Origin of the sequence: Streptomyces apocyni, assembly GCF_009739465.1 — a bacterium.
Lineage (GTDB): Bacteria > Actinomycetota > Actinomycetes > Streptomycetales > Streptomycetaceae > Streptomyces > Streptomyces apocyni.
Genome location: NZ_WHOM01000067.1, coordinates 204,885 through 222,808, shown reverse-complemented (window position 1 = coordinate 222,808; position 17,924 = coordinate 204,885). Strand labels below are relative to the sequence as shown.

The window sequence follows — 17,924 nt, the reverse complement described above, 5'->3', positions numbered from 1 at the left end:
CGGCGGGGTGCGCGGTCTATCAACCGCACACCCCGCCGCGCGGGCCTCAGCCCCGGGGTACTTCGGTGGGGAGGCCGAACAAGGCCCCGGCCAGTTCCTCAATCTGGTTGTCGGTCAGGGCGCCTTGGAAGGTCCAGACGTCATCGACCGCGCCGGGGAAGTACTCGCCCCAGGCGCCGTTGGTCTTGGCCCGGCCGACTTGGAGGGACTTGGTGGCTTTGAAGGACAGGACGTTCTCGCCCCAGGACAGCTGGTCCTCGCAGCCTGCCTCGTCCGCGCTGCCGTCGCCGTCGGCGTCGGTGCAGGCGATCTCCTGGAGCGCCCCGTTGACGTAGAGGCGGGTCTGCTTGGCGAAGCCGTCGTAGACCATCGTCAGGTGGTTCCACTCCCGTGCGTCGAAGAACTCGCTGTTGGTGACCCGTGCGACGGCGGGGGAGGCGGTGTCCTGGTCCGGCATCGCCAGCTCCCAGTGGCCCAGCCCCTCAGGGTCCTTCGCGTCCGGTACGAAGCGGACGTTGAACGCGCTCTGGCTCGCGCCCTCCGCGCTCACCAGCGACACTCCGTCTTCGGGGATGGCGGCCGCCTGGGCCCAGGCGGTGACGGTGAAGCTCGTGCCGGTGTTCACTGGTGCGCCCGCGGTGGCGGCGTAGCTGTCGGTGCCGTCGAGGACCAGGCCGTTGTCGCCCATGAACGCGCCCTCGAAGCCGACCTCCGCGCCGCCGTGCAGGGTCATGTCCTTGTCCCAGGCGGAGGCGTCCGGTGAGGTTCCGGTGGTGCCCGCGCTGGCCTGGTCGAACTTCCAGCGGCCCTTGACCAGCGGGCGCTGCTGGAACAGCTGGTGGGCTTCCTCGGCCGAGACGGGCCGGTCGAAGATCCGGACGTCGTCGATGCTGCCGGGGAAGTGCTGCTTGAGCTGGCCGCTGTGTACGGTCGCGCCGATGAACATCGACTGGTTGGCGTAGAACGACCCGTCCGTCTGTGTGGAACCGGCCTCCTGGCCGTTCACGTACAGGGTGAGGGTGTCGGTGACCGTGTCATGCACGCCGGTCAGGTGCACCCACTCCTTGGCGTGTGCGGTGGTGCCGGTCGGCTGCATCGCCCGGATGATCTTCGCGTCGCTGCTGTCGCTGGCCCACTGGTTGAAGATCCACCGGTCGAAGTAGGCGGAGTAGTAGAGCTGGAAGCCGGGCCGCTCCTTGCCCTCCTGGGCGACAAGCACCGCCGGGCTTTCCGGCTTCTCGTCGAGCTTGGCCCAGGCGGAGACGGTGAAGCTACGGGAGGTGTTCACATGCGGTCCGCTGGTCTGACCGATCTTCGCGTAGCCGTCGGTGCCGTTGAACCTGGCGGCCTTGCCCGCCACGCCCGGCTGCCCCGGGGTGACCCCGCCGTGGAACTTCGCGGGCAGCACCCCACCATGGCCGGTGATCTCGGTCGTGTCCGCGGCCTCGTCCAGCGGGAAGATCGCCACAGCGGGGCGGCCTGGGTCGCCCACCGTCTGGTGAACGCCGAGCTTGTCGACCTCGTCTTGGGCCAGCGGCTTGTCGAACAGCTGCACCTCGTCGATGGTGCCCGGGAAGAAGCTCTTCATCTCACCGCTGTAGGTTCCGGCGCCGAACTGCAGGCCCCGCCGTGCCTGCCAGGGTGTGGCATACGGGGTCTGGCCGACCAGCTTGCCGTCGACGAACAACTCCAGCACATCGCGGCCCGAGGAATAGGAGCCCACCAGGTGGGTCCACTCATCCGCGCTCGCCCCGCCGGGAGCATCGGCCATCGCCCGGATGATCTTCGCGCCGGGCTCGTCAGCGGCGTACTGGTTGAACACCCACCGGTCGAAGTACGCCGAGTAGTACAGCTCGAATCCCGGGCTGTGGTTGCCCGGCTGCGCGGCGATGATCGCGGCCTCGTCGGGCATCTGAGACAGCTTCACCCACGCGGAGACCGCGAACCCGCCACTGGTGTTCACGGCCGGGATGTCGGTGGCCGCATAGCCACTGGTGCCGTCCAGGTGCAGGGCGGTGCCCTTCTTGCCCGCCGCGCCCATCGTGGCCCCGCCGCGCAGGGTAGCGGTGCGCGCCGGAGTCGAGCCCTGCGCCTCCGTGGCGCCCGCGCCCTCGTCCAACTGCCAGGTAGCCCGCTCGGGCTGACCGGCCTTGACCCGGAACTGGTAGGTGCGGATCTCGCTGCCGTTACCCGCGGTGTCGAAGGCCTGCGCGGTGACGAAGTTCAGGCCCGGCTTGCCCGGCAGCACATTGACCGCCTTGGCCGCACCACCCGAGGTGGTGATCTGGTTCTTGGAGCTCGGGTCGGTGTTGATGCCGTACCGGTAGCGGTTCACGTCCGACGAGGACGAGTTCAGCGTGAACGTGCCGTACTGGCCCACCCCGTCCAGCCACGGGTCGTCCGGGTTCTCCGGATCGGAGGCCGGATACTCGCCCGAGGAGATCGCCGGAGCCTTCGGCACACTCGTGTCGTACACGAAGTAGCAGCCGGTCGGATCGCCCGCGTACGACCACGGGGAGTACTGCGCCCCGTCATGGGACCGGACGTACCAGTGCACGGTCTTGTTCGCCGGGATCGACGACGGCAAGCTGATCGCGAAGTCGGAGCCGGACTTCTTCGCCGAGGTCCGGGACGGCTTCCAGCGTGAGATCAGGCCCTTGCCGTCACCGGAGTCCCACTTCGCCTGGAACTGCACCGACACCCCGTCCTTGTCCGGGTCGGTGACGTTGTTCGCGTAGATCTTGCCCAGCGTGCGCACCCGCGCCTTGTCGGCGGGCTTCTTGCACACCCCGCCGTACTCCATCGTCAGCTGCGACATCTTCACCTGCGGCGGCGGGCGATTGTACTGCACCCGCAGAAACGCCTCGTCCGAGAACCGCTTCCAGCCGTACTTGTCGGACTCGGTCGTCGCCCGCAGCCCGAACGTCATCGTCGACCACTTGCCGTCCGCGGCCTCCTGCACCGCCGACTTCACATTGAACTCCGCGTCCTTGGCCGCACAGCCGCTGTAGCCATGGGCGAACGACTCGGTGGCCAGCTTCTTGACCCAGAACCCGGACGCGTTCTGCGAGTTCCACGTCGTCTTGTCCGAGATGCCCTTGGTACGCCACAACTGCACCTCACGCTTGGTGCACGAGGCCGAGTGCACGTTGCGCACCACGAACTCCGCCGACAGGATCGACCGGCCCGCGAACTTCGACGTCGGAATCCGGTAGAACAACCGCTTCGTGTCATGCGGCGCACAGTAGCTCCAGCCGCAGAAGCCAAGACCCGCGTCCGACTTGCCGTTGAACTTCCACTGCGGCGACGACGCCCAGTACTTCGACGCCATCGTCCACGCCGACGCCCCCGGCGCATGCCACTGCGGATCGATGAACACCGGATACTCGGTATCCTTACCTGTCAGCAACTCTCGGTCCGGCCTCAGCACCAGCTCCCCACCATCGGCGGGCAGTTCCACACCCACCGGCGCCAGCTTCCCGGACTCACCCGCACCCGGCTCACCGCCGCCCTCAACCTCAGCCTCACCGCTGCCGTCGGCAGCCGCAGGAGTGCCGACAGCCGTGCGCAAGCTCTTACTCGTGGGCACGACAGCCGTGCGGACCTGCGGCACGCCATCGGAGTCACTCGCGTCCGCCACGGTGCGGCTGGAGTCCCACATCACCGGCTTCAGCGCCTCGAACACCACACCCTGAGCACCCTTGTCGACCGCCTCCAGACCGCCCCCAACACCTTCACGGACGTCCATGCCGTCCGCCTTCAGCTTCAGTCGCAGCTCCCTGAGCTCCGAACTCGCCGCGGCTTTAGCTGTTTTGACGACCAGCAGTTGCGTGAAGCCGTCCTCCTGGGCCCCCATCCGCAGATCGACGCCCGGCAGCACATCGGCATAGGTGGCCGTCGCACCGTCCGTCTTCGGCGCGGGCAGCCTGCCCGGCCACGACAGCGCCAGCTCCCGGCCGGCCTTCGTCATCCGTACCAGCGGACTGTCCCCGCCACCGGAGAACTCCAGCCCTACCGTGGTCGCCTTCGGCGCGACCGTCCCGCCAGGCGACTTCACCAGGTCCGTGTCGACCGGCTTCCACTCACCGCCAACTCGCGCCCACACCGGACGGAGGTACTCCCGCGCCTCCAGGTCCCCCTCGGGCGTGACGAACACCTCGCTGCTCTCCCCACGCAGCGACGCCACCTCCACCGGCTCCCCGGTCCGCTTCGCCTTCGCCCGCGCCGCATCCTCCGACAACGGACCATCCGGCCCATCCGCAGCCGTCGGCTTCGCGGCATCCCGGCCCGCCGGTGGCTGTACCGCCGACGCCCCCTCGGCCCCCGACAACAGGCTCGCAGCCATTGCAGCACTCAACGCGAAAGCAAAAGCTCCCCCGACGCCACGCATACGCGCATGCGTCCCCATCCGTTACACCCCGCCCACAACATGAAGATTTTCTAAAGAAACGGAACGCCCACCCCAACACGAGAGAAACCCGCGGTCCAGGCCAACTAAGCGGACATCCCGGACTAGTTCCCTCCGCGCTGTATGACCATCGACACGTTTAAGGGTGGTTGTACGAGATTCGGACGCGATCACATAACCCTGAGGTCACGCAGCGATCACGCGAGGAAGGGGGCTCCCGCCAGCCCCAGCCACCCTCCTAATCTCGGACAGCGCCCAACGTGACCTCGATTACGGTCGCCACGCGTCGCACAACCCTCGACACGCACGTTGGTCTTCACTTACCCAGCGCCGCCCCCCATTGAGATCTGTCACTGGGCGAAACGTCCACCATTGACAGAACCTCACAGGTCATGACTTCATTGCCGAGCCTTCCAGGCTGTGCGATTGGGAAGCAGCGCGATGACCGGCGCTGCTCGGAGCCACGCAAGCAGTGGTCTGCGACGCCGCCAGCGGTGAGCGGCACGGCCACTGGTGGGGCGCTCGGCGTCCGTGATGCACCCGGGCCGGAACGGCGAACCAACTCGTAGCACCACCAGAAGGGCTCAGTAGGACATGCGGGCGCGTTTGAAGATCCACGGGGAGCGTCTGCTTCCGACTGCCGTCAGGGAGCGCCGGGAGGCGGAGCGGCAGGAGGCCGAGGCGAAGCTGCGCGAGGCCGAAGACGCAGCGGCGGCTCGGCAACGGGAAGCCGAGGCCGAAGCGGCAGCCCAGAAGCGTGCCGAGCAGATCGCCAAGCGTCGGCGGGCGATGCTCGAATCGGACAGCGCACTGCGCGAGTTCACGGTGGACGGTACGGCCTACTACGGCCGGGTCGTCGACACCTTCACCGCCAGTGCGGCGTCCGCCCACAATCTCGGCCTTGTCGTCAGCGCCCTTGAGGCCGCCGGAATCGACTACTTCGTCGTCCCCGGGCTCTCCCACTCGCAGCACGTACTGGGTGTGCGCTTCGACGACCGCAAGCGTTTCCTGGTATCCCTGCGGGAGCTTTACGGCGGCTCGCCCCTCTACATAGCTAAGCCCAGCCCCGAGGGACTGCCCGCCGAAGGCACGCTGTACGCGGACGGCTCCCTGCCGACCGAGATCAAGCGATCGCACACGGTCAGGCTCGGGGAGATCCTGCTGGGACCGGCGGGACAGGTCCTCGCGGATCTGGAGTTCGGCTGCGATGTCGAGTTCTGGCGCGACGGCGAGAAGCTGCTGGATCTCGCGCCGGAGAAGGCCACCGAGCGGATCAAGCTGCTGCTGCGCCAGAATCCCGCGGAGGTCATGACCGACGCGCTGGTCGCGCCACGCCGCAACGCCGTGGCCGAGGTGCTGCCCGCCCCGGCACGGACTCCGGCGACTCTCACGGTGCGAGAGCGGACGCTGCCCTCGTTCCCCGATTTCCTGGCCCCCCGTGTCGACACCGTCGATTTCCCCGTGGACGTCGTCTACACCTGGGTCGACGGCAACGACGCGGAGCTCACCGCGAAGCGTGACTCGTACCGCACCGGTCTCGCCCCCACCGCCTCCGCAAGGGAAACCGGAGCCTCCCGCTACGTCAGCCGGGATGAGCTGAAGTACTCGCTGCGCTCCCTCCAGATGTATGGGGAGTTCATCCGGCACGTCTACATCGTCACCGACGGGCAAACGCCGTCGTGGCTCGACCCGGACGCCGCCGGAATCACCGTGGTCGACCACAAGGAGATCTTCGCGGACCCGTCGGCCCTGCCGGTCTTCAACTCCCATGCGATCGGCTCCCAACTGCACCGCATACCGGGCCTGTCAGAGCACTACCTGTACTTCAACGACGACGTCTTCCTCGGCCGACCCGTGACAGCTGAGCACTTCTTCCACGGCAACGGCATCGCCCGGCTCCCCTTCTCACCCTCCCAGTTCGGCACCGGCGACCCACACCCCGACGAACCCGCGCCGAGCTCTGCGGGCAAGAACGTGCGACGCCTCATACTGGACTCACACAGCCGCTTCATCACCAACAAGTTCATGCACACCCCGCACCCCCAGGTCCGCTCGGTGATGCAAGAGATCGAGGAGCGGTACGCCGACGAGGTCGACCGCACCAGCCGGTCCCGGTTCCGCGCGCCCACCGACATCGCCATGGCGTCCTCCCTGCACCACCACTACGCCTACCTGACAGGCCGCGCGGTCCCCGGCACATACCACTTCCGCTATGTCCACCTCGGCAAGGACGACATGGAGCAGCGGCTGGCGGAACTGCTGCGGACCCGGCGCTTCGACTTCTTCTGCCTCAACGACGTCGACCTGCCGGCGGAGGACCGCCAGCGCGTCGACGAACAGGCCCAGGAGTTCATGGAGAGCTACTTCCCCTATCCCAGCTCGTTCGAGCGCTCGGCGTAGACGCGCGCGGGGCGACAGTGATCCACCTCACATAAACTTTCTGTGAAGTTCAGGGCAACCATTCACAGGGGTCACGGGTCATGCATGCGTAACAACGGCCACGCCTGCGTCCCCACAACGCGGCAGCGGCCTCTACAAACTTTTGCGCTGCGATATCGCAGCACACCGGAATTCTGAGGTCTTGATGAAGCTTCGCCGTGCCGTGGCGGTTGCCGCCGCGACCGCTGTTATCGCCCCTGCCGCTCTGCTGGCCGCCCCGATGGCCTACGCCGATGACACCAAGCCCGCCACCTCCGAGTCGACCGAAGAGACGACCGGAGGCACCGGCTCCGAGGGCTCGAACGAGACCGAGACGGAGACCGAGGAGGGCGCCGGGTCCGAGGAGTCCACCGAGGGCGAGGGCTCCGAGGAGGAGACCACCGAGGACGAGGACTCCACCGAGGGCGAGGGCTCCAAGGACGGGTCCACCGAGGAGGAGACGGCCGAGGGCGAGGGCTCCGAGGAGGAGACCACCGAGGACGAGGACTCCACCGAGGGCGAGGAGTCGGACGACGAGAACTCCGAGGACGCCGAGGGCGAGGACAAGGGCGAGGACGAGGACTCGGATTCCGACAAGGACAAGGACTCCGACAAGGACGAGGACTCGGACTCCGACGAGGACGAGGACGAGGACTGGGACGAGGACCTCCTCGAGGAGTGCACCGACACCAAGGTCGACCTCGACATCAAGGGTCTGCCCGGCAAGATCGCTGCGGGTAGCGGCTGGCACAAGTTCAACCTGACGGTGGCCAACAACTCGGACGCCACCCTGACGGACCTCGTCTACGTCGCCGGCGCATCCGCCGACAAGGACGGCGTCGACATCTTCAAGAACAACCAGGTCCAGGTCCAGGCCTACAACAACGACTCGAACGCCTGGGAGACGCTCGGCGCCGAGTACGGCTACGCCGTCGACGTCGTCGGCTTCACCGACCAGCTCAAGCCGAACCACTACGTCGACATCGCGATGCGCCTGAACGTCAAGGCCAGCGCCCCGGTTGGCGCGGGCTTCTCCCTCGGCGGCAGCGCGTACAGCGACTCCGACGCCCGGTGCGAGGGCTGGGGCGAGACCGCGTACAAGTTCCAGATCGTCGCCTCAGGTACGGACACGGACGGCACCAAGCCGCAGACCGGTGGCACCGTGCCGGTCCCGGACAAGAAGCCCGACACGAACAACGCCCCCAAGGCGACCGGTGAGCTCGCCGAGACCGGTTCCAGCTCGATGCTGCCGACCATCGGTCTCATCGGCGGTATCACCATCGTCGCCGGTGCCGGTGTCATGTTCGCCGTGAAGCGTCGTCGTGGCGAGGACTCGGGCGCCGTCGCGTAAGGCACAGCCTTAAAGGCACAGTCTTAGCGGACCGCCGCTGAAGTAGCACAAGAGGACCTGCGCTCGGAGGGGGGCGCAGGTCCTCTTGTGTGTGGCTACCTCTTCGGCTTCTTCGGCGGGACCGTCGGCATCCCCAGGAACGGCAGCCGCAGCGCCCCGAAAGCGTCCGCCGGGACGGCCGGTGCCTTCGGTGCCACCGGTGCGAGCCGAACGTACCCCGTGCCCTGGGCCGGACGCGGGTCCTGCTCGCCCTTGTTGGGCCACAGGGACATCGCGCGTTCGGCCTGTGCGGTGATCGTCAGGGAGGGGTTGACGCCCAGGTTGGCCGTCACCGCCGCGCCGTCGACCACCGAGATGCCCGGGTGGCCGTACAGCCGGTGGTACGCGTCGATCACCCCGGTGTCGGCCGAGTCGCCGATCGGACAGCCGCCCAGGAAGTGCGCGGTGAGCGGAGTGCCCATCAGCTCACCGATGTTGGAGCCGGGGAAGCCGTTGATCTCCTCGGCGAGCAGGCTCGCCGCCTGGGTCGCCTCGCGGATCTGCGTCGGGTTGGGCGCGCCGTGACCCTGGCGGGCCGTCAGCAGCCCCTTGCCCAGCCCCTTCGGCTTGCGGTACGTGGTCAGGGAGTTGTCCAGCGACTGCATCACCAGGCCGATCATGGACCGCTCCGACCAACGGCGGTTGGACAGCGACCTGAGCGTGAGCACGGGGTGGCGGGCGCAGTTGCCCAGCCAGCCCAGGACCCGGTGCGGGCCGTAGGGCACCTGGAGGATCGTCAGACCACCCATGGAGTTCGAGCCCTTGCCGTAACGCACCGGCTCGATATGGGTGTTGGCGTTCGGGTGGACGGAGGACGTGATCGCCACTCCGCGCGTGAAGTCGACCTTCGCACCGCTCTTGGCGCTCGCGCCGCCGTGCTTCTTGCGGTAGCGGCGGTCAGTTGTCTGCGCGCCCACCAGTCCCTCAGAGTTGGTACGGGTCAGGTCGCCGAGCCGGGCGGACAGGCGCGGCAGCAGACCCGCGTCCTTCATACGGTGCAGGAGCGTCTGGGTGCCGTAGGTGCCCGCGGCGATCACGACCCGCCGCGCCTTGTACGTACGGCCTTTGCCCTTGCGCTTGTTGTCGGTCGGGAGGGTCGCCACCGCGAAGCCGCCCCGGGAGTCCTCGGTGACGGCGACGACCGGCGTCATGGCGTGGACGATCGCGCCCGCTCGTTGTGCGAGGTACAGGTAGTTCTCGTTCAGGGTGTTCTTGGCGCCGTGGCGGCAGCCGGTCATACACTCGCCGCACTCGGTGCAGGCCCTGCGGGCCGGACCCGCCCCGCCGAAGTACGGGTCGGGGACCTCGGTACCAGGACCCACCTTCGTAGCCTCCCCCGTGGCGTCGGCGTCGGCGTCGGCGTCCGCACCGTCACCGAAGAACACCCCGACCGGGGCCATATGGAAGGTGTCGCCGACGCCCATCGCCTGGGCGACCGCCTTCAGATGGACGTCCGACGCGGTCACGGTCGGGTTCAGGCGGACGCCCAACATCCGCTGTGCCTGGTCGTAGTACGGCTTCAGCTCGTCCTGCCAGTCCGTGATGTCCTTCCACTGCGGGTCGTTGAAGAACGCCGCGGGCGGTACGTAGAGGGTGTTGGCGTAGTTGAGGGAGCCACCGCCGACCCCCGCGCCCGCCAACACCATGACGTTGCCCAGCAGATGGATGCGCTGGATGCCGAACAGGCCCAGCGCCGGGGCCCACAGGAAGTTCTTCAGGTCCCAGGAGTTGCGCGGCAGCGAGTCACGCGTGAAGCGCCGCCCGGCCTCCAGGACGCCGACCCGGTAGCCCTTCTCCGTCAACCGGAGTGCGGACACCGCGCCGCCGAAGCCGGAGCCGACCACGATCACGTCGTAGTCGTAGCCCTCGTAGCCGTCGCCCTCGTAGTCATAGCCCGTGTTTTGGGCAGACTCGTCCTGTGACACCGGTACCTCCCGAGAAAAGTGCAGGTCAGCGGGTTGAGCTGAGCACGGTCCGTCAGCGCAGGCGTAGCGCCTTCATCGCACGCAGGCTCCGGGTCATCAGCCGCGCGTACTGCTCGTCGTCCATGCCGAACGACGGCGCCAGCGGCATCACCCGCTGGTGCGCCACAGTCTGCGCCTCGGTGTACTTGAGGATGCCCTCGGAGCCGTGCCGACGGCCGAGGCCCGAGTCCTTCATGCCACCCATGGGCGACTGCACACTGCCGTACGCGGGCCCGTAGCCCTCGTTGACGTTCACCGTGCCGGTACGCAGCCGGGCGGCCACCGCGCGGCCGCGTCGCCCGTCCTTCGTCCACACCGACGAGTTCAGCCCGTACGGGGTGGCGTTGGCCCGCTCGATGACCTCGTCCTCGTCCGTGAAGCGGTAGATCGAGACGACCGGGCCGAAGGTCTCCTCGGTGCAGACCGCCATCGGCGCCTCGACGCCGTCCAGGATCGTCGGCTCATAGAAGTACGGACCCACATCCGGGCGGGCCACCCCGCCCGCGACCAGCGTGGCGCCCTTCGCGACGGCCTCGTCGACATGCCGCCGTACGGTCTCCAACTGGCGCTCGCCGACCAGCGACCCCATCTCGGCGCCGTAGGCCAGGGACCTGCCGAGCCGCATCGCCTTCGTACGAGCCGCGAAGCGCTCCACGAAGGTGTCGGCGATCGACTCGTGGACGTACAGCCGCTCGATGGAGATGCACAGCTGGCCCGCGGAGGAGAAGCACGCGCGCACCGCGCCCGCCGCGGCCTTCTCGATGTCCGCGTCCTGGAGCACCAGCATGGCGTTCTTGCCGCCGAGTTCGAGTGAGACGCCGACGAGCCGGGCCGCGGCCCCCTGGGCGACCTCCCGGCCGGTGCGGGTCGAGCCGGTGAAGGACACGTAGTCGGCACGCTTGACGAGTTCGGGGCCGACCACCGGGCCCTCCCCCAGCACCACCTGGAAGACCTCGGCGGGCAGTCCGGCCTCGATCAGCAGGTCGCGCGCCCACAGCGCGGTCAGGCAGGTCTCCGTGTCGGGCTTCATCACGACGGCGTTGCCCGCGACGAAGGCGGGCAGGGCGTCGCCGACGGAGAGCTCCAGAGGATAGTTCCATGGCGCGATCTGGCCGACGACGCCGCGCGGAACGCGGTTCTCGACGACCTTAGTGAGCATCGGTACGACGCCGGTGTGGCCGCGCGAGTGCAGATAGGCGGGCGCCTTGCGGCCGTAGTGGCGGGCGGCAACGGCGACCGCCTGGACCTCTTCGTGCGCGTGCAACCGGGCCTTGCCGGTCTCCAGCTGGATGAGGTCGAGCACCTCGGCCTGACGGGCCAGGACCAGGTCATGGAAGCGGAGCAGGACGGCGGCCCGCTTCCGTACGGGGGTCGCGGCCCACACCCGCTGGGCGGCCCGGGCCCGTTCGAAGGCCCGGTCGACGTCATCCGGTGTGGACTCGGGCAGGTCCGCCAGCTTCTCCCCGGTGAACGGCGTGTGGTTGGCGGTACGGCCCGAGCCCACGACGTCCCGGGTGAGCTGGGCGATCAGCTCGGGGGTGACCACGTCGGGCGCCGTGCGGGCGCCTTCGGGTGCGGGCGCGAGCGGGTTCGTACCGACCGAGTTCGTACCGAGCGGGTTCGTGTCGAGCCGGTTCGTACCAAGGGCCGGGGAGGGGGCCTGGGAGTCCGTCATGAGCGTGAGCGTACGGGGAGGCCAGGCGTTTGGGTACCCGTCGGTAACGGGCTTTCACCACGCGCACACCACGCGCACACATCGCGCCAGCGATCACTGGCACAAAGCCCCTGATCAGGGGCTTGTCCCCAGCAGCCGTGCGCTAGCTCACTCCTTGCCGATCTCCAGTTTGTCGAGGACCGACTGCGCCACCTCGCGGCCGCGCTCGGCGAAATCGCCCTTGCCCGGGTAGTCGATCCGCACGCGGTACATGTCGCCCTCGTCGCTCCGGTAGTAGAAGAAGCGCGTCTCGCGGGGGGCTGGCTTGTCCGGGTCGAGGCTGATCCTGCTGTTCGCGTACGTGACGAGGTTCTCGGCGGCCTTCTCCTCGCCCTGGAACGGCACGTTCGGCGTGTACTCACCATCCGGGGCGGGGTCCTTGACCGCGTTGATCAGGCTGGTACTGCCGCTCTTGATGTCCTCCAGGTCCTTGCTCGCTTGAGCGGACGCGGTGCTGGCAATCCGGTCGAACTTGTCGTCCGCCTTCCGGTTGACGTCCAGCTCAACCACGATCGCCCCGCTGGGGTCGGCATAGTTGACCCGCTGCTCGTCACTTGAGGAGCTGCTACGTGGCAGCTCCTGGTAGTGCTCGGGAAGCGCCAGCGTCGCACCGAAGCCCTTGGGCGAGCGCTCCTTCCAGGAGTCGGCCTCGGACGTCGAGGACGCGAACGGATCGGTGATGACCAGCACCACGGCCACCGCCACCGCGACCACGGCCGCGCCGACCGCCAGCAGGGTCTTCCGCCCGACCCAGATGCCGCTGCGGCCACCGTCGCCACGGCCGCCCGGGGCGCGGACGGTCTGGGTGGCGGGCTGGGGGACGGGCTGCGGGGGGTTCGCCGCCGCTTCGAGCAGCTGGCGGACCTGCGCGGCGTTCGGCCGCTGGCTGGGGTCCTTGGCAAGGAGCTGGTTGATCGCGTCGGCCAGCGGCCCCTGCGCGGCGGCGGGGGCCGCCGGGGTCGCGTTGAGTACCGCCTGCAGCGTCGCGGGCGGGTTGCTGCGGCGGAACGGCGAGACGCCCTCGGTGGCCGCGTACAGCACCACACCCAGGGCCCACAGGTCACTCGCGGGCCCAGGCCGCTGGCCCAGGACCCGCTCCGGGGAGATGAACTCGGGCGAGCCGATGAACGACCCGGTGTCCGTGAGGTTGGTCTCGCCCGCGATCTGGGCGATACCGAAGTCGGTGAGGACGACGCGGTCGTGACGGCCGAGCATGACGTTGTCGGGCTTGACGTCGCGGTGCAGGACGCCCGCCTGGTGCGCGGCGTCCAGCGCGTTCAGCACCTCAAGGCCGATCCGGGCGGCCTCGCGGACGCCGAGGGTGCCCTCCTGGAGGGCCGCGCCCATCGAGCGGCCCTGGACGAACTCCATGACGATCCACGGCTGGCCGTCCTCGACCGCGACATCGTGGACGCTGACCACGGCCGGGTGGTCGAGCCTGGCGGCGGCACGGGCCTCGCGACGCATGCGCTCGAACGCGGTGGCGCGTTCGCGTTCGGGAAGGTGGTCCGGGATGCGGGGTTCCTTGACCGCGACCTCGCGGTCCACCGTCTCGTCCTTCGCGCGCCATACGGTACCCATGCCGCCGTGTCCCAGCTTGGACAGCAGGCGGTAGCGGCCCGCGATCAGACGCCCGGCTCCGGGGTCCTGCGGGGCTGCGGGTGACTGAGCGGGGGACGACTGAGCGGGGGGCTGAGGGGCTACGGGCGCCTGCTGAGCCACCTGGGTGGGAACGGCGTGCGGCGCGGGGTGCCCTGGCTGGGGATCAACGGGCTGGGGACCAGCGGGCTGCTGCGCGTACGGGTGGTTGCCGCCCGGCGGCTGGGGCGGCCGCAAAGTGAAGCTGGTGGGCTCGTTGGGGCCGTAGGGAGATCCCCCGTCATTGCTCATGCGCCCATCTTTATCGCGCGGGGCGCCACCAGTTCCAGTCCGGTCACTGACCCGTGACCCCGGACGCCGCTTTTGCCGCGGTTCGCCTCTTTCCTCAGCTGCGCGACGGGGCCTCGCGCGTACGTTTCGGGACCGCCCCGCGCGTACGTCAACGGGGCCGGGGGTGCGGCGCTGCGGGTCCGCTCGCCGGGGCCGGGGTCCTCGCCCCGGTCGCGGCCACGGTCGATGAGCAGGGCCACGGCGGAGATCCCCGCGGCGGCCACGACGGCCACCAGGACGGCGATCAGGACCGTACGACGGCGGGTCAGCCGCACGGGCGGCCACCCTGGCGTCCGGGCGAGTGGGGCGAGTAACCGGAGCGGCGACCACCGCCGCGCCGGGGCGGCGGCCGGGGCCCGGCCGCCGGGCGGGGCTGAGCGGCTGGACAGGGCGGAGCGACTCGGCGCCGGGGCCCCGCCCCGTCCAGCCATCACCGCCCCGGCCACCGCCCCCGCCACCACCCCCTTCGCCGTCGTCACGTACGCCCGCAGCAGCCGCTCCGCCTGCGCCGTATCGATCCTGCGGTCCGGGTCGCGCTCAAGCAGCCCCCGTACGACAGGCAGCAGCGGCCCCGCCTCGGGCGGCGGCCGTACGTCGTCCATCAGAACGGCGTGCACCACCGCGCCCAACGAGTCCCGGCGAAAGGGCGACTGCCCACTCAGCGCGGTGCACAGCAGCACCCCGAGCGACCACAGGTCGGACGCGGGTCCGGCCCGCCCGCCTGAGATCCGCTCCGGCGCGGTGTACTCGGGCGACCCGACGAACGACCCGCTCTCGGTGAGCGTGCTGAATCCGGCGACCTGCGCGATCCCGAAGTCCGAGAGCACCACGCGGCCAGTACCCGCCTCCAGCAGTACATTGCTGGGCTTGAGGTCGCGATGCAGCACCCCGCTGGCATGCGCCTCCCGTAACGCGCCCAGCAGGGCCAGACACAGTTCCGCCGCGTCCACGGCGGTGAGCGGTCCATGCCGGGCAAGCCGGTCGGCCAGCGAACCGCCCTCGATCAACTCCATGACGATGAACGGATGTCCGTCGTCGACCACGACATCGTGCAGGACCACCACGTGCGGGTGTCTGACCTGGGCGACGGTGCGGGCCTCGCGCAGGGTGCGCTCGCGGTGCTGCCGGGCGTCGTCGGCCGGAACCGTCTCCTCTATGTGCAGTTCCTTGACGGCCACCTCACGGCCGAGGAGTTCGTCCGTCGCACGCCAGACAACACCCATCCCGCCCCGGCCGAGTGGGGCCGCCAGGCGGTAGCGCCCCGCGATCAGGCGGCCATGGACGCCATGACTGGTCATGCACTCATCATGCCCATTGCTGCGTACCGTCCAGCCAGCGCCCTCATCCCGTGGACCCACGCCCCCATCCGGTGGACCCACGCCCTCATCCCGTGGACCCGCGCGCTCATCCCGATCCGTGCGCTCATCCCGTCGGACGGTAGGTATCCGACGCCTGCTCGAAGAGCCGCGTCACCTCGTCGCGCTCGGACTCCGGACCCTTGACCATGACGATGTGGTAGCGGCCGTCGACGATCATCGCGCGGTTGCGTACGTACACGTCGTCGCCCGACTCCCGCCAGGTGAACTGCCCCTCGGCCATCACCCGGTCACCGATGTTGATCTTGCGCAGTCCGGTCGCGGTGGACCAGGTCGAGTCCCGGAAGGGCTGTAGCTCGCGCTCCGTCTCCCGCTGGTACCGCAGCGGGTCGCTGCCGTCGCCGCTGGTGCTGTCCCGGCCCGGTACGACCGTCAGCTCGAAGTCACCACCGGTGTATCTGACCTGGCTGTCGCCGTTCTTGCCCTGCCGGGACCAGCCGCTGGCCACGGCGACCTCGAAGCCCTCCGGGTCCTTACGGAGCACGAAGCCGTCGGCGACCTGAGGGACGCTGCTCTGCGGGTCCGGCGTCGCGCTGTCCGTCGCACTGTCCGTGGGGCTGTTTCCGTCCGTGGCGTTGCCCGTCTCGGCTGGCTCGCCTGACTGCCCCGGGGACTCCGGGGCCGGATCGGACGGTGGCGCCGACGTGGCCCCGCCTGGCTGCCCGGCGCCCGCGTTCCGCGCGTCACCCGAGCCCTGGGACTCCGCCTTCGGCATGAAGAGCATGGCGTACGCGATCGCCGCGGCCATTCCGAGCAGGACCAGCAGGAGCAAGGTGCGGCCCAGCCGCCGCGAACTCCGCGGGCCCTGCGGGCCCCGCTGCCCCGGGGTCCGCTGACCTCGCGGCCGCTCGTCGAGCCGCTCCCTCTTCTCCCTCTTGCCCGGCTTCTCCTTGAGCCTGCCCCTCTTGTGGCGGCCGTGCGCGTCACCGTTTCGGCGCCTGCGGACCAGCTCGCCACGACGGCGTACGACGGGCAGCTTGCTGGCCTCGACCGCCGGGAGCGGCACCACGTTCGTCCCGGCCTCCGGCTCCGGCGCGGACCTGACCAGGGAACGCAGCCAGCCGCGCAACTCCTCGAAGTCCGGCCGCTCGGTGGGGTCCTGGCGCAGCAACGACTCCACGACCGGCCGCAGCGGGCCGCACTCCTCGGCGAAGGCGGGCGGCTCCGCGCAGACCAGCTGGACGAGTTCGTACGTACTGTCCTCGGGGTACGGGGCATGGCCCTGCAACGCCCGGAACAGCAGCGCGCCCAGCGCCCAGAGGTCGGTGGCGGGTCCGACCGGCGCGGCCAGCTGCCAGTTCTCGTGTACGGGACCGGCCTGCTCGGGCGCCCACCGCTCGGTGACGGCGCCGACGACGGTCATCCGCGCCTGCCGCGCCCGCTCCAGCGCCAACGGCGTCGCGGGGCCGCGCCGCGCCTGCCCGTTCCCCACCAACGCGTCCCAGCCCTGCGTGTCTTGCCCCTCGCTCCGGCCCTGACCCTGGCCCTGCTCTTGGACCTGGGCTTCGTAGGCCTCGTGGGCCCCGTAGGCCTCGTGGGCCTCCTCGGTCTCGCGCTGGGCATCCGCCTCGGGCGCCGCCGCCTCCACGGACGTCCCGCCGCGCGCCGTCGCCGCTCCGCGCGGCACCGCCCCGTGCCACCCGGGCCCGGCTCCCGTGGCTGGGCTGTCGCCCGGCAGGCGGCCTACGCGGAAGTCCCTGATGTCACCCGGCTGCTGACCCGACTGCTGCCCCGGCGCGGTGGCGGCATTCGACGGACCACCGCCGACTCCGTACGGGTCGGAGATCCGCCCCGAGGGCTGCCGCGCCGCCGCGGCCGCCTTCGCTCCGGCGCGGTACGCCGCGATCGCCCCGGCCCGGGCCGCCCGTACATCCCCCGCGGGCAGCTCCGCGCGGCCCCCGGAGTCGGGCTCCGTACGGGATATGCCCTGGTCCGCAGGCGCGGCCGCCACACGACTGGGCGACGGCGGCCGCGCCTGCGGACCCACTCCCGCACCCAGTCCCGGCCGCCCCGGCCCCGACCCCAACCCCAGTCCCGAACCCGGACCCGCCTCCGGAGGGGCCGCATCGTCGAACTGCGGCTCCGGCACCGGGTCGTAGCCACACAGCGCCTCCTCCGCCGCGCCCGCGGCCAGCCCCGTGAGCATCACCCGGCCGTCGTCGCAGACCAGGACCGTACGCACGGTGATGTTCCGGTGTACCCAGCCGTGCGCGTGCAGCGCGCGCAGCGCGGTCAGCACATCGGAAGCGACCTCCGCCGCCCGATACGGCGACAGCGGCTTCTCCGCGAGCAACGCGGCCAACGGCCGCGCCGCCACCACCTCGCTCACGATCCACAGCGAACCGCCCTCGGCGAACACATCGAAGACCTGGTCAAGGCGCGGGTGATCGGGAATCTGCGCGGCGGCCTGCGCGGCCTCGATCGCGCGCCGCACGGCGGGGTCGGTCGGCCTGCGCGTCGTACGCCCGGAGGCCCGCCGCGGCGCCGGAGCCGCGCGAGGCACCCCGGAGTCCCCCGGGTCCCCGTCGAGCACCTCCGCGTCCACGACCTCGGGCAACGGCACCTGCCGGACCAGGACTTCCTGGCCGCTGTAGGTGTCGAAGGCGCGGGTCTCGGCGAACTCGTACGCGTCGGACGGCGGCAGCGGCAGGCGGTAGCGGTCGGCAAGTACCCGTCCCGCGTAGTCGTCCACGACGCCTCCCCGTCAGCGCGCGCAGCCAGAACC

At 70.0% G+C, this 17,924-nt stretch carries 8 protein-coding genes; 2 read left to right on the top strand and 6 right to left on the bottom strand.

Annotation, left to right across the window (positions count from 1 at the left end; genetic code table 11):
* Nucleotides 1-46: 46 nt before the first annotated feature.
* Nucleotides 47-4,408, bottom strand: a complete 4,362-nt coding sequence (locus GCN81_RS23120) for a LamG-like jellyroll fold domain-containing protein (RefSeq protein WP_407697949.1) — start codon at nt 4,406-4,408, stop codon at nt 47-49.
* A 594-nt stretch (nt 4,409-5,002) separates the two neighbouring features.
* Here GCN81_RS23120 and GCN81_RS23115 point away from each other — a divergent pair.
* Together GCN81_RS23115 and GCN81_RS32525 are read left to right on the top strand one after the other, a co-directional pair.
* Nucleotides 5,003-6,808, top strand: a complete 1,806-nt coding sequence (locus tag GCN81_RS23115; RefSeq protein WP_156723009.1) for a stealth family protein — start codon at nt 5,003-5,005, stop codon at nt 6,806-6,808.
* A gap of 184 nt (nt 6,809-6,992) precedes the next feature.
* Nucleotides 6,993-8,177, top strand: coding sequence for a hypothetical protein (locus tag GCN81_RS32525; protein WP_231626450.1), 1,185 nt, complete (start codon nt 6,993-6,995; stop codon nt 8,175-8,177).
* A gap of 95 nt (nt 8,178-8,272) precedes the next feature.
* Here the strand turns inward: GCN81_RS32525 and GCN81_RS23105 are convergent, their stop codons facing one another.
* The 5 genes from GCN81_RS23105 to GCN81_RS23085 all read right to left on the bottom strand — a co-directional run bounded on the left by GCN81_RS23105 (nt 8,273) and on the right by GCN81_RS23085 (nt 17,891).
* Nucleotides 8,273-10,141, bottom strand: coding sequence for a GMC oxidoreductase (locus tag GCN81_RS23105; RefSeq protein WP_156723008.1), 1,869 nt, complete (start codon nt 10,139-10,141; stop codon nt 8,273-8,275).
* Between the two features lie 52 nt (nt 10,142-10,193).
* On the bottom strand, nt 10,194-11,855 hold the full coding sequence (locus GCN81_RS23100; RefSeq protein WP_156723006.1) for a succinic semialdehyde dehydrogenase: 1,662 nt from the start codon (nt 11,853-11,855) through the stop codon (nt 10,194-10,196).
* Between the two features lie 147 nt (nt 11,856-12,002).
* The gene (locus GCN81_RS23095; protein ID WP_156723004.1) at nt 12,003-13,784 is read right to left on the bottom strand and encodes a serine/threonine-protein kinase; all 1,782 of its coding nucleotides are present in this window, start codon (nt 13,782-13,784) and stop codon (nt 12,003-12,005) included.
* The gene (locus GCN81_RS23090) at nt 13,781-15,121 is read right to left on the bottom strand and encodes a serine/threonine-protein kinase (RefSeq protein ID WP_156723002.1); all 1,341 of its coding nucleotides are present in this window, start codon (nt 15,119-15,121) and stop codon (nt 13,781-13,783) included. The genes GCN81_RS23095 and GCN81_RS23090 overlap by 4 nt, the downstream gene beginning before the upstream one ends.
* A 124-nt stretch (nt 15,122-15,245) precedes the next feature.
* Nucleotides 15,246-17,891 carry a protein kinase gene (locus GCN81_RS23085; RefSeq protein ID WP_156723001.1) on the bottom strand — a complete coding sequence of 882 codons (2,646 nt, stop codon included), beginning with the start codon at nt 17,889-17,891 and terminating at the stop codon, nt 15,246-15,248.
* Between the last annotated feature and the right edge of the window lie 33 nt (nt 17,892-17,924).